We start from the raw sequence: 25,320 nt of genomic DNA on the forward strand, positions 1-25,320 counted from the left end.
GAGCGCAGATGAGTGACGCGCACATCGAATCAGCACCTCGCGCCTCCGGCTCCGCTTCTGGCGGAGTCGGGGTGGGCGGTCCGAACGGCACCCCGGAGGCCGAGTTGAGTACGACCAAGGCCGAAACCCCGACTCCGACAGGTGCACCCCGCGGCAAGTCCGTCGCCAGGCCGGGGGATCGGATCTTCAAGTCCCTCGCGACCACCTCGGCCGTCTTCATCTCCATCCTCATCGCCGCGATCGGCATCTTCCTGATCTGGCGCGCAGTTCCCGCACTGAGCAGGAACCAGGTCAACTTCCTCACCAGCCGCGAGTGGGTCACCCAGAACATCAACGCCATGGCGTTCGGTGTGCTCGACCTGTTCCAGGTGACGGTGCTCGTCTCGCTGTTCGCTCTGATCCTCGCGATGCCGGTCGCCCTGGGCATCGCGATCTTCCTCACCGAATACTCGCCGAACTGGCTCAAACGTCCGCTGGCGTACGTGATCGACCTGCTGGCGGCCGTGCCGTCGATCGTCTACGGCCTGTGGGGTCTGCTGGTGTTCGCTCCCGCGATCACACCACTTGCCGTGTGGCTCAACGAAAAGCTCGGCTGGTTCCCGCTGTTCGCGACAGGAAGCGGTTCCATCACCGGCGGTGGCACCATCTTCACCGCCGGCATCGTGCTCGCCGTCATGATCCTTCCCGTCATCACCGCGGTCACCCGCGAGGTGTTCGTGCAGACGCCGACGTCCCACATCGAGGCGGCGCTCGCACTGGGCGCCACCCGGTGGGAAGTGGTGCGAACCACGATCATTCCGTTCGGCAAGTCCGGCTACATCAGCGGATCGATGCTCGGCCTGGGCCGCGCGCTCGGTGAGACCATGGCGCTCTACCTGATCCTGCGCACCACGTCGCAGCCCTTCGGATGGTCGCTGTTCGACGGCGGCGCCACCATCGCCTCCAAGATCGCTCTCGGCTACGCGGAGTTCAACAACAACATTCAGGCCGGCGCCTACATCGCCGCAGGCCTGGTGCTCTTCGTGCTCACCTTCGTCGTGAACGCCGCGGCCCGCGCCGTGATCGCAGGAAAGAAGGACTGACCCATGACCGCGACCCTCGACAAGCCGGTCAAGGCCCCCACCTTCCAGGGGGTCGGTGTCCGCCGGCGCATCACCGACCTCGCCGCCACCGTCCTCGTGACGCTGGCAGTGCTCGTGGCGCTGGTCCCTCTGGTGTGGGTCCTGATCACCGCTGTCATCAAGGGCCTTCCTGCCCTGACGTCGGCCACGTGGTTCACCCACTCGCTCAGCGGATTGACGTCCTCGGCCGAGGGCGGCGGCATCTATCACGCGCTCATCGGCACGATCCTGCAAGGACTCGTCTGCGCGGTGCTGTCCATTCCGCTCGGACTGTTCGTCGCGATCTATCTCGTCGAGTACGCCGACCGGAAGTCGCGGCTGGCGAAGCTGACCACCTTCATGGTCGACATCCTCAGCGGTGTCCCGTCCATCGTGGCCGCCCTGTTCATCTACGCCCTGTGGATCGCGACGTTCGGTTTCCCCAAGTCCGGCTTCGCCGTGGCGCTCGCCCTGGTGCTGCTGATGGTCCCCGTCGTCGTCCGCAGCACGGAGGAGATGCTCCGGATCGTTCCGCAGGACCTGCGGGAGGCGTCGTACGCGCTGGGCGTTCCGAAGTGGAAGACGATCGCCAAGATCGTGCTGCCCACCGCACTGCCCGGCATCATCACGGGCGTCATGCTGGCGCTGGCCCGAGTGATGGGCGAGACCGCGCCGCTGCTGATCCTCGTGGGTTACGCACCCTTCATCAACTTCAACCTGTTCGGTGGCGAGATGGGCACGCTGCCCGGCGTCATGGTCGCCGAGATGAACAACCCGACCGACGCCGGCACCAACCGCATCTGGGGTGCGGCGCTGACGCTGATCCTCCTCATCGCCATCCTCAACATCGCGGCCAAGGTCGTCGGTCACTTCTCACAGGTCCGCAGCAAGTGACACATACACTCGAATTCGAACACCAATCAGTAGGGAGCCGGTAATGGCCAAGCGTCTGGATCTCAAGGACGTCAACATCTACTACGGCAAATTCCACGCCGTCGCCGATGTCGGGCTGTCCGTCCCCCCGCGGAACGTGACCGCTTTCATCGGCCCGTCCGGTTGCGGCAAGTCGACCGTGCTGCGCTCGCTGAACCGCATGCACGAGGTGACTCCCGGTGCGCGTGTGGAGGGTTCGATCCTGCTCGACGGTGAGGACATCTACGGTTCCGGCATCGACCCGGTCGGCGTCCGCAAGACGATCGGCATGGTGTTCCAGCGTCCCAACCCGTTCCCGACGATGTCGATCAAGGACAACGTGGTGGCCGGACTGAAGCTGCAGGGCGAGCGCAGCAAGAAGCGTCTCGACGAGGTGGCCGAGCGGTCGCTGCGCGGCGCCAACCTGTGGACCGAGGTCAAGGACCGTCTCGACAAGCCGGGTGGCGGACTGTCCGGCGGTCAGCAGCAGCGACTGTGCATCGCCCGGGCCATCGCCGTGTCGCCCGACGTCCTGCTGATGGACGAGCCCTGCTCGGCGCTCGACCCGATCTCGACCCTCGCGATCGAGGACCTGATCACGGAGCTGAAGAAGGACTTCACCATCGTGATCGTCACCCACAACATGCAGCAGGCGGCGCGGGTGAGTGACCAGACCGCATTCTTCAACCTCGAGGCCACCGGCAAGCCGGGACGCCTCGTCGAGATCGACGACACCGAGAAGATCTTCTCCAACCCGACGCAGAAGGCCACCGAGGACTACATCTCGGGCCGCTTCGGATAGAGCGACGAACACGGGAACGCCCCGGCCGGATCTCCGGTCGGGGCGTTCCCGTGTCCGCGGACGGTGACCTCGGGCGAACGAACGGGACGCTCGTACGGTCAGACCGTACGAGCGTCCCGTTCGCGCGAAAAGTGTTGGGGGAGTTCTACAGTTCGGGGTACGAGGTGAGGGTGTCGGCATCGACGGCGGGCGTCTGGGTCTCGTCGGGCAGCTTGCCGGTGACGAGGAAGATCACCCGACGGCCCACCTCGACGGCGTGGTCGGCGAAACGCTCGTAGAAGCGGCCGAGCAGGGTGACGTCGACCGCAGCGGCCACGCCGTGCTTCCACTCGCGGTCCATGAGCACGGTGAACAGGTGACGGTGGAGGTCGTCCATCGCCTCGTCCTCTTCACGCAGGCGCGCGGCCCGGTCGGGATCGCGCGTCTCGAGCACCTCGCGGGCAGCGGCGCCGATGGAGACGGCAATGCGTCCCATCTCGGCGAAGTAGCCGTTGACCTCTTCGGGAAGCACGTGGTTGGGATGTCGGCGGCGCGCGATCTTGGCGACGTGGAGAGCCAGCGCACCCATGCGGTCGATGTCGGCGACGATCTGGATTCCGCTGACGACCGAGCGGAGGTCGCCGGCGACCGGTGCCTGCAGGGCGAGGAGGGCGAACGCCCGCTCCTCGCAGATGGTGCTGAGCTCGGTGATCTTGTCGTGCTCGCCGATCACCTGCTCGGCGAGGGAGAGATCTGCCTGGAGCAGCGACTGGGTGGCTCGCTCCATGGCGACCCCCGCAAGCCCCGCCATCTCACCGAGCAAGTCGGCAAGCTCGGTCATCTGTTCGTTGTAAGCCACGCGCATGAGGTCACAGCCTACGGTGCACTGGAAACCAAGTCACGATCACACGGTAAACGCAGAGTGAACGACGCGGCTCGGCCGGCGCTCAATCGCAGGACGTGTCGCCCGCGTTCACAACCGCCAGGTCCGCGGGGATTTCCACGTCCTCCGGCTGGCCGACTCGCACGTCCGACATACTGAGCGGTGTGTCGATCGGGCTCGGCGTCCGGACGGTCCCGGAGAAGCTCGAACCGAGCGCGACCTCGACGAGCGTCCCGAGTCCGGTGGTCGATTCGAGTACCGCACCCGGGAACGACGACGCCAGGGTCGCCGCCTCGGCTTCGTGGCCCGGCGAGAACCGGATGACGGTCTCGCTGCTGGTGCCGGTGTAGTTGCCGACGTTGTAGATCTGGAACCCCTCGGCGGCCAGCGAGTCGGCCGCGGTCGCGGCCAATCCCGACTCACCCGATGCGTTCGACACCTGCACGGTCACGCTGGACGGGTCGACGGCCTGGACCGACAACGGTGCCGGCGCAGCCTGCGGTTCGCTGTCGGACGAGGGCAGCGGTTCGGCACGCTTCTCGCCGGGCAGCGCCTCGTCGTCGATGATGGCGCGGAAGATGGCCTTGATGTCGTCGGTGCGGGGAATCTCGTTGCCCCACTCGGTGGTGCCCGCGGTGGGCACCGTCAGGAACGTGACCGCGCCCGCGTCGACGTTCTGCAGTGAGCGCCCGAGCGTGACCAGCGATTTCGTGTCGATGTTCTCGACGAACGTGTCGCGGGTGAAGGCGTTGATGAAGCCGTTGAGTTTGCCCGGATTGAGCAGGACCTGACTGGACAGGGCGCCCCGCAGGAGGGCGGACAGGAATCTCTGCTGACGGTTGATGCGGCCGTAGTCGCCGTTGCCCTCCGCCTCGACATGTCTGGCGCGGACGAAGTTCAGTGCGGTCTTGCCGTCGAGCATCTGGGTGCCCGCCTCCGGCAGAACGGTGCCGAGGACGCCGTCCTCGAGCGGCTGGGTGGTACAGACCTTGACCCCGCCGATCTCGTTGACCATCGATTCGAAGCCGGCGAAGTCCATGCCGACGAAGTGGCCGATCTTCAGACCCGACATCTTCTGGATCACCTTCACCAGGCACTTCGGTCCGCCGAGTGCATAGGTGGCGTTGAGTTTGTCGCCGTCGGCGGCGGGAAAGGTCTCCTCGGTATAGGTGCCGCTGGCGTTGTCCCAGCCCTGGCAGACCGGCCGCTCGACGTCGAGGTCGCGAGGGAACGACACTGCGACCACCCGGCTCCGGTCGGCGGGGATGTTGACGAGCATCACCGTGTCGGCGCGGGATCCCTCGGCGTCGTCGATGGTTCCGGCACCCACCTCGCCGCTCGCGCCGGCGCGGGTGTCGCTGCCGACGATGAGATAGGTTTCGTCACCGGTCTGCCCGACAGCGTCGACGATGTCGGTCGACTCGGTGTCGAGTGCCGCGATCTGGTCGAACTTGCCCTCGGTGGAGCGGAGGTATCCCCAGACGATGCCGGTTCCGGCGAGTGCGACCACCGCTACGAGCGCGACGACGGCGCGTCCTACGGCACGGAGACGCTTGCGTTTACGGGTCTTGTTGAGGGCCAGGCGGGTGGTGCCCGGGGTGCCGACCACCTGCGGTACGGCGGTGGTCTCGGCGGAATCCGCGACCCACTCGGGCTCGGGCGTGCTCTGTGGCGGCTCCGGCGGAGGCGCCGCAGGGGTCTCGCGCGGCGGAACCCCGGGGGGCGGCGGCTGCCGCTCGTCGATCGGGGGGATGATCTCCGTCTTGTCCGGATCGTCGGGTCTGTTCGGTTCATCTCCGGAGACCTTCTTCACGAGGTCTGCGACGGAGAGCGCTTCGGTGGGTCCACCCGCGGCTCGGCGGCCGATCCGGCCGCTGTCGTGGCGGGACGGTTCGGTGCGTTCTACCTGCGCACGGTGCTCGGGGGGCGCGGTCCGTTCGGGAGGGCGCCGTTCGGGCGGTGGCTGCCGTGGTGGGAGTCGGCGCGGCCGTCCCGACTGGGCTTCCCGGTAGCTGGGATCCGCGAGAGGACGCTCCCAGGGGGCGCGGGATTCGGGGGTCGGTGAGTCCGAGCTGTGATCATCACCCACCGATGCAACCTGACCTCTCCGCCGACTCGGACATCCGTCGGCCTCGACGGATTCCAGCCATAGTACTTATCGAACGTCGAGGCTCCACACATGTAGCGAGGTGACGCGCGCTCGTGCTGCTAACCACCAGAGTGCATGAGGTCGGCGCCGGCGGGCACCAGGCAGTCGTCGGGGTCGTCGAGCCACCCCTCGGGGAGCGCGACCGTGCCGGGTGACCCCTGCCGTCCCCGCGGTCCCTCGGCGTCCTTGGGGAACGGAATGGTCGGATCGAGCTGGACGAGGAGGTCGTCGAGTTCGGTGAGGGTGCTCACGAGGGCCATCGCGACCCGCAGCTCGGGCCCTGCGGGGAAGCCCCGCAGGTACCAGGACACGTGCTTGCGCAGTTCACGCAGGCCCTTGTCCTCGCCGTGGTGATCGGCGAGGAGTTCCGCGTGACGGCGGATGATCGTGGTCACCTCGCCGAGATCGGGGGGAGTGGGCTGCGGTTTCCCGTTCAGTGCCGCGCTCAGCTCGGCGAACAGCCACGGCCGGCCGAGGCATCCGCGCCCGACGACGACGCCGTCGCAACCGGTCTGGTCCATCATGCGGGCCGCATCCTCGGCGGCGAAGATGTCGCCGTTCCCGAGCACGGGCACGTCCGTGACGTGTTCCTTGAGCCGGGCGATCTCGTTCCAGTCGGCCGTGCCGGAGTACCGCTGCGAGGCGGTACGCGCGTGCAGTGCTACGGCGGCGGCGCCTTCGCCGGCGGCGATCCGGCCGGCGTCGAGATGGGTGTGGTGCTCCGCGTCGATGCCGACGCGGAACTTGACGGTCACCGGGATGTCGGTGCCCTCGGTCGCCTTCACGGCCGCCGCGACGATCCGGCCGAACAGGGCGCGCTTGTACGGCAGCGCCGCGCCGCCACCCTTGCGGGTCACCTTGGGAACCGGGCAGCCGAAGTTCATGTCGATGTGGTCGGCCATGTTCTCGTCCACGATCATCTTGGCCGCGGCGTACGTGGTGTCGGGGTCGACGGTGTACAGCTGCAGCGACCGCGGTGTCTCGGTCGGGCCGAACGTCGTCATGTGCAGGGTCGCGGGCTGCCGTTCCACCAGCGCACGCGCGGTCACCATCTCGCAGACGTACAGGCCGGACGTGCTGCCCGCGCGCTCAGTCTCGAGCTCACGGCACAGCGTGCGGAACGCGACGTTGGTGATCCCGGCCATGGGGGCCAGAACCACCGGACTGCGCAGCTCGAGCGATCCGATACGAAGGGATGACATTGACGACCTCTGCGAAAGTGCTGGAAAAAAATGTGCCCGGTACCGAATCCGGTACCGGGCACAGGATAACTGTTTACGTCACGAAGCCTTCTGCTCGCGCTTCTTGGCCTCGCGGGCCAGCATGCGGTCGCGCTGCTCCTCGAACTTGGTGGCCTGGCCCTCGAGGTTCTCGAGGAACTTGCCGAGGCTCTCGCGGATCTCTTCGCCGCGGGCGGTGAAATCGGTGCGCTCGAAAATGTTCCACTTGCGCAGGACGGGCATCACGACCTCTTCGAGGTGCTGACGCAGGTCGTAGATGCCGTGCTTGGCCATGAGCACACCGTTGCGTCGGAAGTTCGGCATGCCGGCGCCGGGCATCTGGAAGTTCTGGACGATCATGTTGATGGCCTCGAGCGCCTGATCGGGCGCGAGGTCGAGGGCCGCGCCGCACATGTTGCGGTAGAAGATCATGTGCAGGTTCTCGTCGGCGGCGATGCGCTGCAGCATCTTGTCGGCGATCGGGTCCTTGCACGCCTTACCGGTGTTGCGGTGGCTGACGCGGGTGGCGAGTTCCTGGAACGTCACGTATGCGACGGAGTGGAGGAAGCCGGCGTCGACGTCGGCGGGGGAGGCGAAGCCGTTGGTCATGTGCTCCATGCGGAAACGCTCGAGCTGGACGGGGTCGACGGCGCGGGTCACGACGAGGTAATCGCGCATCACGATGCCGTGACGGTTCTCCTCGGCGGTCCAGCGACCGACCCACGTTCCCCACGCGCCGTCCTGCGAGAAGTTCTCGGCGATCTCGCGGTGGTACGACGGCAGGTTGTCCTCGGTGAGGAGGTTCGTGATCATCGCGGCCTTGGCGACCTCGTCGAGCTGCGACTGCTCGGGATCCCAGTCGCTGCCGCCCATCGCGGCGAAGTTGCGTCCTTCGTCCCACGGAACATAGTCGTGGGGATGCCATTCCTTGGCCATGGAGAGGTGGCGGTTGACGTTCTCTTCTGCAACCGGCGACAACTCCTGCAGCAGTTCGAGTTGGGTCAGATCCCTCGCCATGTGTAATGCCTCCATGTAGCTCAATTTGACTTTGTTCAGCCTACGGCACCGTAAGTACGTTGGTAAACGCCGTCGGCGGCCCGGGAACCGTCCAAGTTACCGATCCGTAATGGATCTTCCGGGATGTGTCGCCGCGACGCGGCGAACCGTTACATGACAGTGTACTGATGAGGTTGCGTATGCGGTGACCAGCGTAATCATCGCAGGGAGAGATCATCACAGCGACGCGCGGGCAGTTGTGGACGATCACAGATTTGTCGGTCTCCACAGATTCCCCGCCGTAACTCGAGCCGTGTCGGCGGTTGCGCGGAGGCCCGTTCGTCCGGGCTGTCGGTCTCCTGGGAATTCGATCCACCCCAGGTGTGAATATCGCCACCCGTAGGGGAGCGGCGGCCCCGCCGCCCCCCGGGACCTACTTCTTTCCGCCGCCGAGCAGTCCGCCGAGTACGTCGCCCAGTCCGCCGCCCGCACCCTTTCCGAGCAGGCCGCCCAGGACCCCGCCGAGGCCGCCGGAACCGCCGCTTCCTCCGAGGAGCCCGCCGAGGACGTCCCCGAGTCCGCCGCCTGCCTGGCCCGCGCCCTGCGGCTGCGGAGCCGAACTTCCGCCGCCCGTCACCTGCTTCGCGATGTACGCCAGCACGATCGGCGCAAGGATCGGGAGCACTGCTTCATGAGGTCGCTGCCCACTCCGCTGCCGCCGCCCACACCGCCGAGCGTGCTCGCCACCTGATCACGTTCGCCGCCGAAGATGTTGGACACGATCTTGTCGCCGTCGTCCGTGTCGACCTGGTCGATGTCTATTCCGCCGTCGAGCAGCGTCGTGCCGCTGTGGTCGTGCAGCGCGCTCTGCAGCGACGCGGCGCCGTTCGGATCTTCGGCGTTGGCGCCGAGCCCGCCGACGAGCGTCGGCAGCGCCGATTTCACCGCGGTCTCGGCAGTGGCCTCGTCGACGCCGAGTTGCCGGGCGATCTGGTTGATCGGTATCTGGGACAGAAGGTCGTCAATCGATGCCATTGATGCCTGCCTCGTCGTGGGGTTCGTCGTCGACACCCCCGGACTCCCGACACTAGTGAACCCCGCGTGTCCGTTATGCCGGTTGCGGTCGGTCGGGGCGCTGCCGACAATCGTCACATGGGCAACAACATGAGCCGCCTGGAACAGATCGTCGCCGAGTTGCCCGAAGCCGTGCGGGTGGACGTCGCCCAATGGGACGGACACCCGACCTTCCGGGTGCGGGGGAAGAACTTCGTGTTCAGTGACGTGGAGGCCACCCGGTTGACGGTGAAGCTCACCGTCGACGAGGCCGAAGCGGTCGTCGCAACGGAACCAGGGGCCGAGCCCGCGGGATACGGTCTCGGTAGACACGGCTGGATCGCACTGGACGTCGCGGACGCGGACGAGCCCCGGTGGGAACAGCTACGTGAGTGGATCAGGACGTCGTACACGCTCGTCGCCCCGAAGCGACTGGCCGAGCAGGTGCTCGACGAAGAACCGTTGCCGACGCAGGGAGACCAGTCATGACGACCGACAACAGCGCATCCACCTCCACACCGGCGAAATCAGGACTGCCGGCGTGGGCCAAGCGGGCCATCGGCATCGCCGTTCTTCTGGTGGTACTGGTCATCGCCTACTTCATCCTCGCGGCATACCTCCCGCGGGCGTGGGCTCAGAACGTGGGCGGACTGGCCGAGGGCGGCTTCGGCGGCGGCATCCTGTGGGGACTGTTGTTCGGCACCCTGTGCACCCTCCTGCCCCTGCTGCTGTTCCGCGGAGCGTGGCGGTTGTTCCGCCGGCGCCGGTTCAAGCCCGTGCAGATCGTGCTGCTGATCCTCGGGGTCCTCGTGGTGCTGCCCAACCTGCTGACGCTCAGTGTGGTGCTCGGCGGCAACAGCGCAGCGCACGCGGGCGAACGGATCATGGACGTCGACGCGCCCGGATTCCGCGGCGCGTCGCTCGCCGGCGCCATCATCGGCGTCGTGCTGTTCCTCGGCGTCGCCGGAGTCAGCTACACGTACCGCAAGCGCGGTGAGGATATCGCCGAGATGCGGAGAGACACGAAAGCGAAAGACGGAGACGTGGGCAGCGACGGGCCGCCGGCCGGACCGTCACCTGCCACGCCCTAGGGAATTCACCACACGAGCACGGGTTTGATCACCGTGCCCGCGGCCTGATCGGCGACGGCGCGGTTGATGTCGTCGAATCGATACTCGGTGACGAGACGGTCGAACGGGAACTTCCCGTCCGCGTGCAGCGCCAGCAACTGCGGGATGAACTGCTGCACCGACGAATCGCCCTCGACGCAGCCGCGGAGGGTCTTGCCGCTCAGCATGAGGTCCTGAATGTTCACCGTCACTTCGGGTGCGCCGAGGCCGACGACCACCGCGCTGCCCCGCGCGCGCAGGGACGACACCGCCTGGCCGATGACGGCGGGGATCCCCGTCGTGTCCAGGGTATGGGTGGCGCCGCCGCCCGTTGCCGCACGGATCGCGGCGACCACGTCCTGCGACCCGGGATCGATCGCGACCGCACCGAACTCCTCCGCGAGCGCACGTCGTGCGGGTACCGGATCGACTGCGAGAAGCGTTGCGACGCCCACTGATCGGGCCGCGAGCAGTGCGGCGAACCCGACGCTGCCCGCGCCGAAGACGACCACACTCGAATCACTGCCGGGCCGGAGCACGTTCAGTACCGCGCCGGCACCCGTCTGGAAACCGCAGCCGAGCGGTGCCGCGGCGGCCAGGTCGACGGACTTGTCGACGACGACGACGTTGTCGGCCGTCGCGAGTACGTGCTCGGCGAAGCTGGACTGGCCGAAGAAGGCGGCGCGCACGGGTTCGCCGTTCTGGGTGACGGTGGCCGAACCGTCCACGCGTCGGCCCGAACTGTTCAGCCGGTGCGCGTCGACGCAGTACGCCGGACCCGCGCTTCGGCATTGGTCGCAGTCGCCGCAGTGGCGATAGCTGAGAATGACGTGATCACCGGGCGTCACCCCACTCACGCGTGACCCGACGTCCATGACGATCCCGGCACCTTCGTGCCCGAGGACGGTGGGGCCGAGGGCATGAGGGAGGGCCGCCTTGGTGAAGAGGTCCGTGTGGCACAGGCCGGTGGCGACGATGCGCACCAGTACCTCGTCCGCGCGGGGCTCGTCGAGTTCGACCGTCTCCAGCGTGAACGGAGAATCGGGTCCGCGTGAGACGGCTGCGGTGACCTGCATTGGAACTCAGTCTCTTTCGAGCAGGAAGTAGTAGTGCCGACCGCCGTCGAGGACCAGTGCGGACTTACCGTTCATGATGCCCATGAGAGTGGAGTCGTTCACCTTCTTGAAGTGATCGAAGATGGGTGCGCCGTCGTACACCATGGTCGCGGTGACCTCTCCCCGGAACTCGATGTTCCACAGGCTGGCTTCGCCGTTGCCGCCCTTGACGTCGGAATAGAGGTTGCCGTCCGCGTCGCGGCAGATCAACGGCTTCGCATCCTCGAGGGAGTGGAACGTCTTTCCGTGCCAGCGGCTCGCGAACAGTTTCTCGTGCAGGCGGTGTCCGGTGGCGAAGTCGTCGCCCTTCCAGCTGCCGAGGATGTCTTCGGCCCTGACGGTGTCGAGCGCCGCCCACACGGCGTCGAGTTCGTCGGGGGAGACGCCGCTCTCGCGCCCCCGGAGCTCGTGGAACGTGCTGCGGGCCTGATCGATGTCCATGGAAACGGTCCTTGGGGTGAGGAGTCGCGAGGTTTACGAACCAAACTGTTCGTCAACTGCGCACGCTACGCCGAACCAGATGGTTCGGCAACGGGCAATTTAGGATGTCGGAATGCGAACTGCGGGAGAAGCCACGCGAGAACGGATCCTCGCCGCGGCCAAGGAAGAGTTCGCCCGCCACGGAGTCGCCGGAGCCCGGATCAACCGCATCGCAGAGACGGCCCGAGCGAGCAAGGACCGTCTGTATGCGTACTTCGACAGCAAGGAAGCGCTGTTCGACGCCGTCATCGAGCAATGGATCGCCGAGACGACGGAACAGACGGCGCTGCGGGGTGACGATCTGCCGGGCTACGCGGGCCGGTTGTTCGACGACTACGTGGCGCACCCCGAGAACGCGACGCTTCAGAAGTGGGCCGACCTCGAGATGCGCGAGCAGATCGCCGGCAGCGACGCGCGGATCCTCGCCCTGCGGCCCAAGATCGACGAGATTCGGAGAGGGCAGCAGGCGGGTTTCGTCGATCCGTCGTGGAACGCGGGCGAGCTGCTGCTCGTGATCACCGACATCGCCTTGTCGCTGGCGACCGCCCGTAGCGGACGCAAGGCGGCGGGGGGAAAGTCGGGTGAGCGGACGGTGGCACAGCGCCGGCAGACCGCTGTCGAGGCGGTTCGTCGTCTGATCCGGGTGCCTGCCGCGGAGGAAGCGCCGGGCCGCGAGTGAGTGCTCGTTCCCCCTACCCGGCATGGTGCCGAGTAAGGGGAGAGTGCCCCCAGTAGGGCTCGAACCTACGACCTGCGGATTAAAAGTCCGTAGCTCTACCAACTGAGCTATAGGGGCGCGGGGCCAGAGTCTAGTGCGCGGACAGTGACCGAGAAAGCAGGACCCCCGGCACGGCGCGCCGCGTGGGGGTGAAAAGGGTCGGCTCGGGTGCGCACCCCCTGCAGCGCACCCGAGCCGACCCAAATTATACCACTTGGTGTGTTTTCGGCAGCGGTCCGGTTTCAACTCCATAAAGGTCTTCAAGTTGGTTTCTGAGAAGTTTCCATGATCTACGGACTGCTGTGTCGGTTTTTTCAAAACGGGGATACTGTTATGTATGACTCCACGCTCGTCCCGGCAGGGCGAAAAGTGGGGTTACTACATCTGGGAGAGGGATTCACCGTCATGGCACGTCAGCAGGAGCGTGCGCGACGTACTCGCGCTGCGCTGGTGGAGTCGGCCGCCATCGAGTTCGCGAAGCGCGGCTATGCGGCGGCGTCGGTCAACACGATCCTCGAGGGCTCGAACGCCACCAAAGGGGCGATGTACTTCCACTTCCAATCGAAGGAAGAGCTCGCCCGTGCCGTCCTTCAATCTGGAGTGGAGCAATTCACCGCCCTGACCGACAGGTGGACCGGTCGCACGGACATCGGGCCGTTCGAAGCCCTCCACGGTTTCGTCATCGACCTGGCGAAGCTCTTCCATTCGAGCGTCATCGTGCGGGCCGAATTCCGGCTGATCGTCGAACCCGAGTTCTATCCGGACGTGCAGTCCGGCGGCTCGCAGGTGTGGGGGCGCACCGCGCACGAGTTCGCGATCCGCGCTCAGCGCGACGGTCTGCTGCGCGCCGGCGCCGACCCCGAGAAGTTCACCCGGGTCCTGGCGGCGTCTCTCGCCGGCCAGCGGTACATGTCCGACATGACGGCACTGGAGGGTGACCTCGGCGAGCGATTCGCGGAATCGCTCGAAGTGATCCTCGCTGCGATGGCTTCACCCGAATGGTTGGAGAAGTTTGCGAGGGAAGGATGGCCGGATTCCGGTTCGGAACTGCCCGATTCGTAGTCTGACCTGGCGATTTGGGAAATTCTCGATCCGTGTCCTAAGCTATCCAAGCTCCCAACGGAACGCCGTTGAGGTACTGGTTCGGAGAAATCCGGCGGGCCCCCTTCGTCTAGCGGCCTAGGACGCCGCCCTTTCAAGGCGGTAGCGCGGGTTCGAATCCCGTAGGGGGTACGTTTGACCGGTGTCGAGCATGAGGTATGGTTCGACGGCAGTAAAAGTGACACGCAGTAACGCTTTACACTTGTAAAGCACAGCAGGACAAAGCAAGGCCCTGTGGCGCAGTTGGTTAGCGCGCCGCCCTGTCACGGCGGAGGTCGCGGGTTCGAGTCCCGTCAGGGTCGCAAGTGTGTTGCCGATACCGAGTATCGGCAACACAATGCGATAGGCATTCGGTTCGGGTGCCGTCCGGCCAGGTAGCTCAGTTGGTACGAGCGTCCGCCTGAAAAGCGGAAGGTCGCCGGTTCGATCCCGGCCCTGGCCACCACGATTCACCGAAGCTCCGTTGTCGAGAACGTCGACAGCGGAGTTTTTTCGTTCTCCTGTGCGGCTACGGGGCGATCCGCAGTGTGTCGACGAGGCCGTCGCTGAGAACGAACTCGTACTTCAATTCCACCGGGCTTCCCGGGAAATTTCCTTCCACCGTGGTGGTGATCACGTAGCTGTCCTCGGCGACCGTCTCCGTTCCGGTCACCTCGACCGTGTAGGTGTACTTCGATTCGAGGTCCCTGCGCCATTGCCGGATGCCGTCGCGCCCGCGGACGGTCCGGCCTTCGTCGGTCACGGCCCCGTGCTCGGTGAAGCACGCTGCGAGCGCGTCGAGGTCGCCTGCGTCGGCTGCCCGAAAGTAGCGCGTGACGACCTCGGGTGTCGTGGTGGTGTTCATTGTGTTCTCCCTGTCCCTGCCTGCAGCAGTTCCGCGTGTATAGCAACGCTATAGAAGTAGCATAGCGGTGTGACAGAGAAGAGTGTGGCTGGTAAGGCCCGCGACCGTCTGCTGGAGGCGGCGGCCCAACTGCTCGACGAGGCCAAGGGCAAACCCGTGTCCACCCGCGCCGTCTGCGATCTCGCCGGCGTGCAGGCCCCGACGCTGTACCACCACTTCGGCAGCAAGCAGGGCCTGTTCGACGCGGTCGTGGAGTACGGGTTCGGGCAGTACGTCCGGGCCACGAATCGGCGAGGGGACGACCCGGTCGACGACCTGCGGCACGGCTGGGACGATCACGTCCGCTACGGGCTCGACAATCCCTCGTTCTACGTCCTGCTGTACGGCCGGATCGCCCCGGGCGAGCCGTGCGCGGTGACCTCCGTCGCCGAGACGAAGCTCCTCGAGTTGCTGACCGAGATCGCGCGGCAGGGACGGCTGCGGGTGACGCCGGCCGTCGCCGCCGGACAATTCGTGGCGGCGAACGTCGGCATGACCCTGCACCTCATCGCTCAGCCGGAGGGCGGAGCCGACCTCTCCCTGTCACGGGAACTGCGCGACAACGTGATCGCCGGGCTGATCCGGCCGGCACCCGACGCTGTGCGGTCGGAAGCCTCGCGGGAGGTAGTCGAGAAGGCGAGCGCGCTCGCGCACGCCCTCGACGCCGACCCGGGGCGGTCCGGGTTGAGCGCCGGCGAGCTGCTCCTGATGCGGGAATGGCTCGACAAGCTGGCGGCGGCGAACTAGACCTCCGAGCGCCGCCGCAGGGTGTCGAAGATCTCGCGGTAGTGCAGGTGAGCCATGAAATGACCACCGGTGCGGATGTTCAGCGTGGCGCCGGGAATCCGGCGGGCGAGTTCGGGCGGCCAGTGCGTGGGCACGAGTTCGTCCTCGCTTCCACCCCAGACATCGACCGGCACGGTCAGATCCTCGGGCGCGAACCCCCACGGCCGCATCCACGCCCGGTAGTCCTCCACCATCCCGGGCGCCGTCCGGAGAGCCTCGCCGGACATCAGCGAGAAGTTCCGGACGGGCTCGGAGCGGAGAACGGCTGCGTCGGCGGCGCCGAGGTCGCGGGCGCCGAGTCGCCGGAACAGCACGGGCGCACGCAGCGCGACGGCGCCCATGACGCGAAAGCAGATCCGCGCCACCAGCGGAGCGCGCTGGGACAGCCGGGTGAAGGCGCGGTCCCCGGCGGGAAGCTGGGCGAACACCCCGGGTTCGGTGAGGGGCAGGGCCCCGGCGATCACCGCGACACTCGTCACGCGCGACGCGACCCCGGCACCGACCGCGAGCGCGTACTGTCCGCCCATCGACCACCCCATGACACCGAAACGGCCGACGCCGAGGTGATTCACGAGGTCTTCGACGTCCCGGGCCCAGTCGAGGACCGTCCGGCCCGGCTGCGGATCCGACAGTCCGATCCCTGGTCGGTCGGGGGACAGGAGGCGGATGCCGGCGTCGCGAGCGCTCCGGTCGGCGGCCGCGACGTCGAGGCGGCCGGCGAGTCCGCCGTGGGCGTTCACGACGGTGAAACCGCCGGGATCGCCGTACTCCGCGAAACCCATCAGGCGTCCGTCGCTCAGCCGGATCACACGATCCTCGGGTCCGACATGAACTCTGGGCACGGGAAACCTCCGGCGGTCGAGGTGGAGTCTATCCGGGGGAGGCCCAACCGATCCGGACATCGTGACGACCGGAACCGGTGCCGTCGCCGGACGACCCCGAGGTGACTGTCGCTAGGCTGACGTCCATGAGCAGTGCTGAAGAGCCGCTGACGGCGGGCCGCGACGGGCTACTGTCGTTGCTTCGCAACGGGCAGCTGCCCTCGCGTGGGGCCAAGGCCCCGCAGCGGGAGCGTTACCAGCGGATCGTCGCCGCGGCGATGGAACTCGCCTCCGAGGGCGGGTACGACGCCGTGCAGATGCGGGCCATCGCCGATCGGGCGGGCGTCGCGCTGGGCACCGTGTACCGCTACTTCCCGTCGAAGAACCACATGCTGGTGATGGGCCTGCTGATGGTGTTCGAGGGAATGCGGTCCCGGTTCGAGAACGTCGCGATCCCGGGGGACACGCCGTCGGAGCGGATCCTGTTCGTCCTCCGGAAGAACACGGAAGTCCTCGAGAAGGACCGGCCGCGCTACGAGGCCCTGGTGCGCGCGTTCATGTTCGCGGACGCGTCGGCTTCGGCCGAGCTGGATGCGTTCGGCGCCCTGATGACCGAGATGTTCGCCAAGACCATCGGCGTCGAGCAGATCTCCGACGACCAGTTGAACGCCATCCGCGTGATCGGCGACGTCTGGATGTCGAGCCTGGTGTCCTGGGTGGCCGGCCGCATCTCGGTGGACGAGGTGATGGCTCATCTCGGGCTCGCGGTCCGTCTCGTGTTCCGGCGCCTCGGCGGCTAGTTTTTCAGCCGACGCGTCCGAAGTAGGCGTCGCGAATCACCGCCCTGTCATCGATCTCGCTCGCGTCCGCATCCATGACGACGCGTCCGACGTCGAGGACGGTCACGTGGTCGGCCACGCTCATCGCAGCGTCGACAGCCTGCTCGACGAGGAGCACCGCCAGCCCCGCTTCCTTGAGGACGGTCACGCGTTCCAGTACTTCGTTGACGATCACGGGCGCCAGTCCGCCGGAAGGTTCGTCGAGCAGGAGCAGTGTGGGTTCGGCCATCAGCGCCTGCCCGATTGCCAGCATCTGCTGCTGCCCGCCGGACATCGCCCCCGCGAGCAGTCCACGTTTCCGGCCGAGGACGGGGAACAAGTCGTAGATACGCGCCACCTCCTCGCGCACGCCCGACCGTCTCATCTTGCGGACGTACCCGCCGAGAATCAGGTTCTGTTCCACGGTCTGCCGGTGGAAGACCCTCTTTCCCTCCTGCACGTACGCCATTCCCTGGCGGACCCGCCGGTGCGGCGCCACCTTCGCGATGTTGCGGCCGTCGAACTCGATCGTCCCGCCGGAAACCTTGTTCAGTCCCGAGATGGCACGCAGGGTGCTGGTCTTCCCCGCGCCGTTCCGCCCGAGCAGTGCGGTGACCTTGCCGGGCCACACGTCGAGCGAGACGTCCCACACCACCCGGAGGTCGCCGTAGCCGGACTGCACATTCCGCAGACTCAGGAGGGGCTTCGTCGTCTGTTCGGTCATGAGGTCGCCTCTCCGGCCAGTTCCGTGTCTTCGGCGACTACGTCGAGGTATTCGCTGAGTACGCGAGGGTTGTGTTCGATCTCGGACGGCGCACCCGCCGCGATCACGTGTCCCTGGGCGAGTACGACGATGGTGTCGGCGAGTTCCAGTACCAAGCGGAAGTTGTGCTCGACCAGCACGATCGTGCATCCGGCATCGCTGAGTTGCCGGATCAGGTCGGCGAGCCGTGCCACTTCGTCCTCGTCGAGGCCGGACGCCACCTCGTCGAGCAGAAGTAGCCGTGGCTCGGCGACGACCGACCGGGCGACCTCGAGAAGCCTCCGCATTCCGAGGGGGAGTGCGGTAGCGGTCTCGTCGCGGAGATGCGACAGTCCCACGATGTCGAGTGCGCGTTCCGCCGTGGCGATGTCGTCGACGCGGACCTTGTGGTGGCGGGGAAGCCGCAACACGGTCGAGAGCATCGATACTCGATCGGTGCTGTATCGACCCGAGGCCACGGCCTCGAGAACCGTGACGCCGTCGGGGATGTCGGGTGTCTGGAAGGTTCGTGCCACACCGCATCTGGCGACCTGTTCCGGCGCCCTGCCCTGGACCTCGTTGTCACCGATCAGGATTCGCCCGCTGTCGGGACGGTAGAACCCGCAGATCATGTTCAGCATCGTGGTCTTCCCCGAGCCGTTCGGTCCGATCAGTGCGGTGATGTCGCCCGGTTCGGCGCGCAGCGACGCGTTGTCGAGTGCCTGGTTGCCGCCGAATGCCTTCGAGATGCCCTCGACCACGAGCGTCTGACCCGACATCGGGGCCATCGCGGATCGGTTCGTGTCCCTGGGGTGGGTTCCTGTTCTACTGCCGGTCAGGCCTGCCGCCCGGTCCAACCGTGCCGCGGCCTGCTTGGCGACCTTCGCGAGGCCACCACTGAGGAGGACGCCGCCGAGAATCAGGAACCCACCGTAGAAGACCAGGGCGTACTGCTGGAACTCGGACGATTGGTTCGGTCCGAGTTGCATGATCGCTGCCCCGACCGCCGCGCCGTAGACACTCGTCGCGCCGCCGAGGATGCACGCCGCCAGAACTGCTGTCGCGAAGGTGAATCCGAACGCCTCGGGTGAGACGTACATGTCGATGTTCGCGAACAATGCGCCTGCGAGGCCGGCCGGGAATGCGCCGATCGCATAACCGAGAAGCTTCATCCGGAACACCGAGATGCCCACCGAGGAGGCCAGTACCGGGCTCTGTTTCAGTGTGCGGAACGCGATACCGTGCCGGGAGACGACCAGGTTGCGCATGACCGCGAACCAGAGGATCGCGACGATGACGACGACCATGTAGAACCGGTCGGCGTCCACTACTTCACCGAACAGGGTCGCCGGTTCGATCCCGCTGAGTCCGTTCCGGCCTCCGGTGGCGTCCCCGAAGACGGCGATGATGTCCGGTACGAGGAGGACGAGGAAGAACGAGGTCATCGCCAATGACCAACTGCCGAGCCGCAATCCCGGGATTCCGGTGACGATACCGACTACGAGCGCGACCAGACCCGAGGTGATCAACTGCAGCACGATGTCGGTGTAACCGGCGATCGACATGAGCGCTGCGGTGTACGCCCCGGCCGCGTACATTGCGGCCTGGCCGAGTGCCAGTTCACCCGCATAGCCGAGACTGAGGTTGAGTCCGCTGACGACCAGCGCGAGGATGCAGGCGAGTTGCACCTGGCGGGACAGCGCGAAGTCGAGACCGAACTCCGGCAGGAACAGCACGAGGAGGCCGACGGCGAGCGGAAAGAGCCAACTCGGGACCGATCGAATCAGGCGCCACAGGGACATTGTTTACACCACCCGTTCCCGCACCCGGCCGAACAGTCCGGCCGGACGCACCATGAGGATCGCGATGAGGACCACGAAGACCGCGATGTTGCTGTACTGGCTACCCAGCTCGAGAGCGGCGAACGACTCGACGAGACCGACGGTCAGACCACCGACCAGTGCGCCGGGGAGCGAGCCGAACCCGCCGATCGCCAATGCGACGAAGCCCTTGATGGCCAGCGCCGAACCCAGGGTGGCCACCGCGAACGTCTTGGGACCCACGAAGAGCCCGAGGAATCCGGCGAGCGCGCCCGAAAAGGCGAACGCACCGAGAGCGAGCGCCCGGACGTTGACACCACGCAGCTGGGCGGCTTCGCGGTCCTCGGAGATGCCTAGGAGGGCGAGACCTGTCACGGTCCGGGTCAGGACCCGGCCGAGGACGACCACCAGCACGATCGCCAGAATCAGCAGCACGATCTCGACCGGATACGTGCGGCCACCGAGGACCGTGATCGGATCGTTCGAACCGAAGAACGGGACGGTGAGCGGTTCGCTTCCCCAGATCAGCTGCGTCGCACCGTTGATCAGTGTCGCGGCGCCGAGCGTGGTGACGAGCTGATTCTGGCGATCACGGACCGGCCGGACTGCGACGATCTCCTCGATGCCGGCCAGGATCGTCACCGCCACCGTCGCTGTCACCGCAACGACGAGGATCGGCAACTTCAGGGTGACCAGTCCGGTGTAGGCGACGAAGGTTCCGACCATCATCAGCTGGGCCTGAGCGAAGTTGAACGTGTGGGACGAGATGAAGACGATGTTGTAGCCGATCGCTACGAGCGTGTAGACCGCCCCCAGCGCGAGGCCCGACCAGACTATGGTCACCGGAATCTCCTGTGGTCGAGTGTCACGCGCTCGGGTTTCCGTACTGGCCGTTGAGGAGTGGGCTCGGCGGCACGAACTTGTACGCTTCGTCTCCCGGTTTCGACGCGTGCGAGTCTGCCGAGAAGTGATAGGACGGCGAAAACGCGGTCTCGGCGCTGTCGAGGACTTCCTGGTTCTCGAGCGCATCGGCGAGGGCTTCGGGGTCGGACGAGGATCCGGCCTTGTTCGCGGCGGCCACGACGAGGGGCAGTGCGTCGTAGTTGTCCGCGAGGATCAGCGTCGACGGGATGTCGCCCATGGCCTTCATGTTGTCGACCATGGTGTTGACAGCGGTGTCGTCAGCGTCGAAGACCGTGCTCGAGAGGGCGTGCATGACCAGATTCGCCGTTGCCGGAGTGCCGAGCACACCTTCCGGTGCAGCCTTCGAGACCAGTGACGTTCCCGCGACCGAGGTGTTTCCGACGAGCGGAATGTTCCAGTCGAGCCGCTGAAGGCTCGCGAGAAGATATCCGAGTGGTGCCCCGTAGGCGTCCACGACGAGCGCCTGCGTGCCGCGGTTCTTCAGCGATTGCAGCTGCGCCGTCATGTCGAGTGCTGCGGTGTCGTATTCCTCGGATCCGGTGCTGCTCACTCCTTCGCCGCTCAGCGCGTCTTCCATCGCCTGTCCGAACACTTCACCGTAAGCGCTGCTCCCGTGGACGACGCCGACGGACTGGTATCCCTTGCCCTTGATGTATCGCGCGATGGTCTCGGCGTTTTCGGCCGGTCCCGACGCGAGGTCGAAGTTGAGCGGGTATTTCTCCGGATTCGCCGAATCCTCGGTGGGCCCGATGTTGAACGAGAGGATCTTGTTCTGCGCGAGGATCGGCAGTGTCGCGGTGGTGATGGTCGACGGGCCGGAGTTGAGAAAGAGGTCGGGCTTCTTCCCGACGCGATGGCCTCCCGCAGCTTGGACACGGCCGTGGTGGCGTCGCCCGCGTCGTCGACAACGGTGATCTCCACTTGGCGTCCGCCGACGCCGCCGACCCTGTTCACCGCCTCGGCGCTTGCTTTCGCTGCGAGCACGGACGTCTGAGCATTCGCGGCGAGCGCGCCCTGCCCGCTGATTCCGCCGGTCACGAGCACCCGATACGGGCCGCCGGCGGCGTCGGCGTCGTCGGCGCCCGCGCCGGAACAGCCGGCGAGCGCGAGTGCGGTGACGGCGAGCGCCGCAGTGAGAGCTGAGGATCGAATTCGCATGGGCGCCCCTTTGACGTAAGCAAGCAAGTGCTTGGTTCGGCAAAAGGTAGCAGAACTAACGGTCGATGTCCGTCGAATGTCCCACTCGCCGGGAGGAACTCGGCGGGCCGCACTCAGCGAAACGACTGCCGGACCACCGGCTTTCGCCGCTCGAGGATGGTGGCGGTGTGCTGGCGCACCATGCTGTCGAGGTGCTCACCCTGCGGTGCGAGCCAGAAGTCGCCCCGGTCGATGCCGGCGAAGACCAACTCGGCGAACGTGTCTGCGTCGAGTCCATCGGTGTCGAGCAGTTCGCGCATCTGCGCTACCATCCGATCGACGGCCGGATGGGAGACCGCCCCGAACGGGTTGTCGAAGACGGACGTGACGACGGGCCCCGGCGCGAGCACGCTCGCGGACACCGGGGCGCCGGCCATGCTCAACTCCATCTGCAGGCACTCGGTGATCGCGACGACCGCGAACTTCGATGCGCTGTACGGCGACATCATCGGACCGGGCGCGAATCCGCCGACCGACGCCGTGTTGACGACGCGGCCGCCGCCCTGGTCGATCATGCGCGGAACGAACGCCCGGATCCCGTTGACGACACCCTTCACGTTGACACCGAGGGCGGCGTCCCAATCGGATTCGCCGAGTTGCCACAGGAATCCGGCGCGCATGATTCCGGCGTTGTTGAAGAGCAGGTCGACCCGGCCGAACGAGTCGAACGCGAGATCGGCCAGGGCGTGGACGGATCCGGAGTCGGCGACGTCCGTTGCGTACGTGAGGGCGGCTTCGCCCAGGTCGGCGGCCAGCCGGTCCAGTGCGGCCGTGTCGATATCGGCGAGGACCACGGCCATACCGCGGGCGAGCGCGTGCCGGGCTATCCCGGCTCCGATTCCCGAGGCCGCGCCGGTGACGACGACAACCTGCTTTTCACGTGTTTCCGGTTCCGTCACGGCTCGACCGTAGGACCGTCGTCGGCCGCCTCGGCCCGGGTTTCTCTCTCAGTGGGAGGTTTTCACGTGCCGCGACGCCACAGCGGTTCGAGGTCGGGGCCCTCCTCGCCCTGCTGCTGCGCGCCCCGGAAGCGTGCCGCGAAGACGATCCAGCCGATGGCGGCCATGAGCAGGAAGCTGACCAGCCGGTAGACGACGATCGCGGACACCGCTTCGGCGCCGGTCATTCCGCTGGCGGTCAGCGCGGGGACGAGCACGGCGTCCATGACACCGAGCCCTGCGGGCAGGAGCGGGATGGCCGAACCCGCGGCGTTCCCTGCCGCGTACGCGACGGCGAGTCCGGCGAACCCGGGATGGGCGCCGACCGCGAAGCACGCGAAGGCGAGGCACGAGGCGTCGGCGATCCAGTTGAACAGCGACCACCCGAACGCGCGGGCCGTGTCGCGGCGATCCATCCGGACGGCGCTCATCTGGTTCACGATGTGCTTCCACTGACGGACACCGGTCAGCGGAGGCTTCTTTCGAATCGCGTTGAATCCGCGCAGCGCGGTGATGCCGACACCTTCGAGGGCATCGGGTCGCGAAGCGGCGTACTGGGCCACGACCAGGAAGGCGCACAGGCCGCCGAACGTGAAGATCAGCGAGAACGGGTTGGTCTTGGCCCCGACGAGCAGTGCGCCCGCCAGTCCGACGAGCGCCAGGCCGATCGCCTGGAGGACGCCGGCCATCACCAGTTGCCACGTCGCGACCACCGGTGACGCACCCCAGAGGCGCGTCTGCCGGTATGTGAACGTCGTCGCCAGGACCGGACCGCCCGGCAGTGTCACGCTCATCGAATTGGAGGCGAACGTCACCGCGAGGGACTGTCGCTGTTTGACGTGCACGTCCGCGACCCCCAGCAGGCAGCGCTGGACCCGGGCGAAACTCGACATCGACGCCAGCGACGCCACGACGGCCGCGGCCACCCACCCCCATTCGAGGTCGCCGAGGTTCTCAACGCTCTCCGCGAGGTCCGGCCAGATGAGGACGATCTCCACCGCGAGCACGACGACGAGCAGTCCGCCGATCACCCATTCGACACGACGCCTGCGGGGCGTCGGGCGAGTGTCTTCGGCATCAGTCATACGCATCCATTACACATGGCCGGTGATCACACCGTGTATCCGCCGTCGACGTCGAGCTTCTGTCCGGTGACGAATCCGGCCCGGTCGCTCGCGAGGAAACAGACCGCCTCGGCGACGTCGGCGGCGGTGCCGAACCGGCGTAACGGTATCCGGCTCATGGCGGCGTCGAGTGCGCGTTGATCGAGTTCTTCGGAGTTGATCAGCCGCTCGGCCATGCCGTCGGTGAGCATTCCCGGGCCGACCGAGTTGAAGCGGACACCGTAGCGGCCCTCCTCGGCGGCGAATCCCTTGACCAGCTGTTCGATCGCGCCCTTGGTGCCCGGTGACAGTCCGTCGCGCACCGGGAATCGGCTGGTGGCCGCGGTCGTGACCGCGACGACGGAACCGGACGCCTCCCGCAGCGCGGGCAGGGCGGCCTTGACGACGGTGAAGAAGGCGACGGCCTCCTGTTCGAGGTGCTCGGCGTAGTCCCGGGGAGCGACCTCGGACAGGTGGATCATCGGAATGTGCGGTCCCGCGGCGTGAACGAGGACACCGAGGCCGCCGAAGTGCTCGACGGTCTGCTTCACGACACTCGCGACGCGGGGTTGGTCGGTGAGGTCGGCGGAGAAGGCCTGCGCTCCGACGCCCCGGCCTTCCAGTTCGCCGACGAGGTCTGCGGCGACGTCGGCATTGGATCGGTAGGTGATGGCCACGTCGTGGCCGAGGGTCGCGAGTTGCCGTGCGATGGCGGAGCCGATGCCGCCGGTGCCGCCCGTGACCAGTGCGGCGCAGCGACGTCGGGGTGTGCTGGTGGCGGGTGTCGCCATGAGGAACTCCAAGCGTGTGTGGAAAGAGCGCCCCTAACCTAGCAACTGCTTGGTTTCGGTGGTGGGGAACGGCTCACCCCAGCCGAGCGCAGCCTAGCCTGGCTATCCGACCAGGCCTTTTCGTCTTAGCCTGAACGCATGTCAGCTGAGAACGCCGAGCGGGCCGAGCCCTCGCGGCATCCGGACGAGCCGCACGCACCTAGTCTGGCGAGCCGCCTCAACTGGTTGCGGGCCGGTGTTCTCGGTGCCAATGACGGCATCGTGTCGACCGCCGGTCTGGTGGTCGGGGTGGCCGCAGCCACCACCGAGCGGTCGGCGATCTTCACCGCCGGATTCGCGGGTCTCGCGGCCGGGGCGGTGTCGATGGCCCTGGGCGAGTACGTCTCGGTGAGCACCCAGCGCGACACCGAACGCGCGCTGCTGTCGAAGGAACGTCGCGAACTCACCGAGACCCCCGACGCCGAGTTCGAGGAACTCGCCGCGATGTACGAGGCCAAGGGGCTGAGTTCCGAGACTGCCCGGACGGTGGCACGCGAACTCACCGATCACGATGCCTTCGCCGCTCACGTGGACGTGGAACTGGGCATTGACCCGGACGATCTGACCGACCCCTGGCAGGCCGCGGGATCCTCGGCGCTGTCCTTCACGCTCGGCGCACTCGTCCCGCTGCTGGCGATCCTCCTACCGCCTGTGCACCTGCGCATTCCGGTGGCGTTCGTCGCCGTGCTGGTCGCGCTGGCGCTCACGGGCACCGTCAGCGCGGCTCTCGGCGGCGCAAAGCGGACCCGGGCAGTGCTCCGCGTCGTGCTGGGTGGAGCCCTCGCGATGATCGTCACCTACGGAATCGGCCAGCTGGTGGGGACGAGCATCGCCTAGCCGG

At 66.8% G+C, this 25,320-nt stretch carries 24 protein-coding genes, 4 tRNA genes and 2 pseudogenes; 13 read left to right on the forward strand and 17 right to left on the reverse strand.

Annotation, left to right across the window (positions count from 1 at the left end; translation table 11 throughout):
• The first annotated feature begins 8 nt into the window (after positions 1-8).
• From pstC to pstB, 3 genes are read left to right on the forward strand one after another with little or no spacing between them, the layout of a single operon-like run.
• Positions 9-1,082, forward strand: a complete 1,074-nt coding sequence (gene pstC / locus ACFWAY_RS02120) for a phosphate ABC transporter permease subunit PstC (RefSeq protein WP_378455729.1) — start codon at positions 9-11, stop codon at positions 1,080-1,082.
• 3 nt (positions 1,083-1,085) lie between these two features.
• Positions 1,086-1,994: a phosphate ABC transporter permease PstA gene (gene pstA, locus ACFWAY_RS02125; protein WP_378455728.1), complete on the forward strand. Its 909-nt coding sequence runs from the start codon at positions 1,086-1,088 to the stop codon at positions 1,992-1,994.
• A 43-nt stretch (positions 1,995-2,037) separates the two neighbouring features.
• Complete coding sequence (pstB, locus tag ACFWAY_RS02130) at positions 2,038-2,814, forward strand: phosphate ABC transporter ATP-binding protein PstB (protein WP_007301060.1); 777 nt, start codon at positions 2,038-2,040, stop codon at positions 2,812-2,814.
• A gap of 145 nt (positions 2,815-2,959) precedes the next feature.
• Here the strand turns inward: pstB and phoU are convergent, their stop codons facing one another.
• From phoU to ACFWAY_RS02155, 5 genes and pseudogenes are all read right to left on the reverse strand, one after another.
• On the reverse strand, positions 2,960-3,658 hold the full coding sequence (gene phoU / locus ACFWAY_RS02135; RefSeq protein ID WP_378455727.1) for a phosphate signaling complex protein PhoU: 699 nt from the start codon (positions 3,656-3,658) through the stop codon (positions 2,960-2,962).
• Positions 3,659-3,740: 82 nt separating this feature from the next.
• Positions 3,741-5,765 (reverse strand): LCP family protein, encoded by a 2,025-nt coding sequence (locus ACFWAY_RS02140; protein WP_378509684.1) that lies wholly within the window; start codon positions 5,763-5,765, stop codon positions 3,741-3,743.
• Between the two features lie 119 nt (positions 5,766-5,884).
• Positions 5,885-7,027 carry a tRNA dihydrouridine synthase DusB gene (gene dusB, locus ACFWAY_RS02145; RefSeq protein WP_378455725.1) on the reverse strand — a complete coding sequence of 381 codons (1,143 nt, stop codon included), beginning with the start codon at positions 7,025-7,027 and terminating at the stop codon, positions 5,885-5,887.
• Between the two features lie 78 nt (positions 7,028-7,105).
• A complete protein-coding gene (locus ACFWAY_RS02150) occupies positions 7,106-8,062 on the reverse strand; it encodes an acyl-ACP desaturase (protein ID WP_378455724.1) in 957 nt (318 codons plus the stop codon).
• A 412-nt stretch (positions 8,063-8,474) separates the two neighbouring features.
• A pseudogene (locus tag ACFWAY_RS02155) lies at positions 8,475-9,076 on the reverse strand (DUF937 domain-containing protein).
• Positions 9,077-9,193: 117 nt separating this feature from the next.
• Here ACFWAY_RS02155 and ACFWAY_RS02160 point away from each other — a divergent pair.
• On the forward strand, positions 9,194-9,583 hold the full coding sequence (locus ACFWAY_RS02160; protein WP_037179910.1) for an MmcQ/YjbR family DNA-binding protein: 390 nt from the start codon (positions 9,194-9,196) through the stop codon (positions 9,581-9,583).
• A complete protein-coding gene (locus ACFWAY_RS02165; RefSeq protein ID WP_378455722.1) occupies positions 9,580-10,185 on the forward strand; it encodes a hypothetical protein in 606 nt (201 codons plus the stop codon). Before ACFWAY_RS02160 ends, ACFWAY_RS02165 begins: the two co-directional genes overlap by 4 nt.
• Before the next feature lie 5 nt (positions 10,186-10,190).
• Here the strand turns inward: ACFWAY_RS02165 and ACFWAY_RS02170 are convergent, their stop codons facing one another.
• Together ACFWAY_RS02170 and ACFWAY_RS02175 are read right to left on the reverse strand one after the other, a co-directional pair.
• Complete coding sequence (locus tag ACFWAY_RS02170; RefSeq protein WP_378509685.1) at positions 10,191-11,279, reverse strand: NAD(P)-dependent alcohol dehydrogenase; 1,089 nt, start codon at positions 11,277-11,279, stop codon at positions 10,191-10,193.
• A gap of 6 nt (positions 11,280-11,285) precedes the next feature.
• Complete coding sequence (locus ACFWAY_RS02175) at positions 11,286-11,759, reverse strand: DUF4334 domain-containing protein (RefSeq protein ID WP_378455720.1); 474 nt, start codon at positions 11,757-11,759, stop codon at positions 11,286-11,288.
• Positions 11,760-11,871: 112 nt separating this feature from the next.
• On the opposite strand from ACFWAY_RS02175, the gene ACFWAY_RS02180 reads away from it, so the two are divergent.
• A complete protein-coding gene (locus tag ACFWAY_RS02180; protein WP_378509686.1) occupies positions 11,872-12,477 on the forward strand; it encodes a TetR family transcriptional regulator in 606 nt (201 codons plus the stop codon).
• Between the two features lie 44 nt (positions 12,478-12,521).
• Here the strand turns inward: ACFWAY_RS02180 and ACFWAY_RS02185 are convergent.
• Positions 12,522-12,594 (reverse strand) — tRNA-Lys (locus ACFWAY_RS02185).
• 327 nt (positions 12,595-12,921) lie between these two features.
• Here ACFWAY_RS02185 and ACFWAY_RS02190 point away from each other — a divergent pair.
• From ACFWAY_RS02190 to ACFWAY_RS02205, 4 genes are all read left to right on the forward strand, one after another.
• Positions 12,922-13,578, forward strand: coding sequence for a TetR family transcriptional regulator (locus ACFWAY_RS02190; RefSeq protein WP_378455718.1), 657 nt, complete (start codon positions 12,922-12,924; stop codon positions 13,576-13,578).
• A 98-nt stretch (positions 13,579-13,676) separates the two neighbouring features.
• A tRNA-Glu gene (locus ACFWAY_RS02195) sits at positions 13,677-13,749 on the forward strand.
• A 96-nt stretch (positions 13,750-13,845) separates the two neighbouring features.
• Positions 13,846-13,919, forward strand: a tRNA-Asp gene (locus ACFWAY_RS02200).
• A gap of 66 nt (positions 13,920-13,985) precedes the next feature.
• Positions 13,986-14,062 (forward strand) — tRNA-Phe (locus tag ACFWAY_RS02205).
• A gap of 63 nt (positions 14,063-14,125) precedes the next feature.
• Here the strand turns inward: ACFWAY_RS02205 and ACFWAY_RS02210 are convergent.
• On the reverse strand, positions 14,126-14,461 hold the full coding sequence (locus ACFWAY_RS02210) for a nuclear transport factor 2 family protein (protein ID WP_378455717.1): 336 nt from the start codon (positions 14,459-14,461) through the stop codon (positions 14,126-14,128).
• A gap of 69 nt (positions 14,462-14,530) precedes the next feature.
• Between ACFWAY_RS02210 and ACFWAY_RS02215 the strand changes: the two genes are divergently transcribed.
• Complete coding sequence (locus ACFWAY_RS02215) at positions 14,531-15,247, forward strand: TetR/AcrR family transcriptional regulator (RefSeq protein WP_378455716.1); 717 nt, start codon at positions 14,531-14,533, stop codon at positions 15,245-15,247.
• Here the strand turns inward: ACFWAY_RS02215 and ACFWAY_RS02220 are convergent.
• Entirely contained in the window at positions 15,244-16,095 is an 852-nt protein-coding gene (locus tag ACFWAY_RS02220) for an alpha/beta fold hydrolase (RefSeq protein WP_378509740.1), read from the reverse strand. The genes ACFWAY_RS02215 and ACFWAY_RS02220 overlap by 4 nt on opposite strands.
• A gap of 158 nt (positions 16,096-16,253) precedes the next feature.
• On the opposite strand from ACFWAY_RS02220, the gene ACFWAY_RS02225 reads away from it, so the two are divergent.
• The gene (locus tag ACFWAY_RS02225) at positions 16,254-16,907 is read left to right on the forward strand and encodes a TetR family transcriptional regulator (RefSeq protein WP_378455715.1); all 654 of its coding nucleotides are present in this window, start codon (positions 16,254-16,256) and stop codon (positions 16,905-16,907) included.
• 4 nt (positions 16,908-16,911) lie between these two features.
• Here ACFWAY_RS02225 and ACFWAY_RS02230 read toward each other — a convergent pair whose 3' ends face one another.
• The 7 genes and pseudogenes from ACFWAY_RS02230 to ACFWAY_RS02260 all read right to left on the reverse strand — a co-directional run bounded on the left by ACFWAY_RS02230 (position 16,912) and on the right by ACFWAY_RS02260 (position 24,440).
• Positions 16,912-17,649, reverse strand: coding sequence for an ABC transporter ATP-binding protein (locus ACFWAY_RS02230; RefSeq protein WP_378509687.1), 738 nt, complete (start codon positions 17,647-17,649; stop codon positions 16,912-16,914).
• Positions 17,646-19,469 (reverse strand): ATP-binding cassette domain-containing protein, encoded by a 1,824-nt coding sequence (locus tag ACFWAY_RS02235; protein WP_378509688.1) that lies wholly within the window; start codon positions 19,467-19,469, stop codon positions 17,646-17,648. The genes ACFWAY_RS02230 and ACFWAY_RS02235 overlap by 4 nt, the downstream gene beginning before the upstream one ends.
• A gap of 3 nt (positions 19,470-19,472) precedes the next feature.
• Positions 19,473-20,330: a branched-chain amino acid ABC transporter permease gene (locus tag ACFWAY_RS02240; RefSeq protein WP_378509689.1), complete on the reverse strand. Its 858-nt coding sequence runs from the start codon at positions 20,328-20,330 to the stop codon at positions 19,473-19,475.
• A gap of 22 nt (positions 20,331-20,352) precedes the next feature.
• Positions 20,353-21,569 (reverse strand): annotated as a pseudogene (locus ACFWAY_RS02245) (ABC transporter substrate-binding protein).
• Positions 21,570-21,682: 113 nt separating this feature from the next.
• Entirely contained in the window at positions 21,683-22,507 is an 825-nt protein-coding gene (locus tag ACFWAY_RS02250; RefSeq protein ID WP_378509690.1) for an SDR family oxidoreductase, read from the reverse strand.
• Positions 22,508-22,569: 62 nt separating this feature from the next.
• Positions 22,570-23,631 carry a YbhN family protein gene (locus ACFWAY_RS02255; protein WP_378509691.1) on the reverse strand — a complete coding sequence of 354 codons (1,062 nt, stop codon included), beginning with the start codon at positions 23,629-23,631 and terminating at the stop codon, positions 22,570-22,572.
• Positions 23,632-23,657: 26 nt separating this feature from the next.
• Entirely contained in the window at positions 23,658-24,440 is a 783-nt protein-coding gene (locus ACFWAY_RS02260) for an SDR family NAD(P)-dependent oxidoreductase (RefSeq protein WP_378509692.1), read from the reverse strand.
• A gap of 138 nt (positions 24,441-24,578) precedes the next feature.
• Between ACFWAY_RS02260 and ACFWAY_RS02265 the strand changes: the two genes are divergently transcribed.
• A complete protein-coding gene (locus ACFWAY_RS02265) occupies positions 24,579-25,316 on the forward strand; it encodes a VIT family protein (protein WP_378509693.1) in 738 nt (245 codons plus the stop codon).
• The last annotated feature ends 4 nt before the right edge of the window (positions 25,317-25,320 follow it).

This window comes from Rhodococcus sp. NPDC059968 (genome assembly GCF_042738615.1).
Taxonomy (GTDB): Bacteria; Actinomycetota; Actinomycetes; order Mycobacteriales; family Mycobacteriaceae; genus Rhodococcus_F.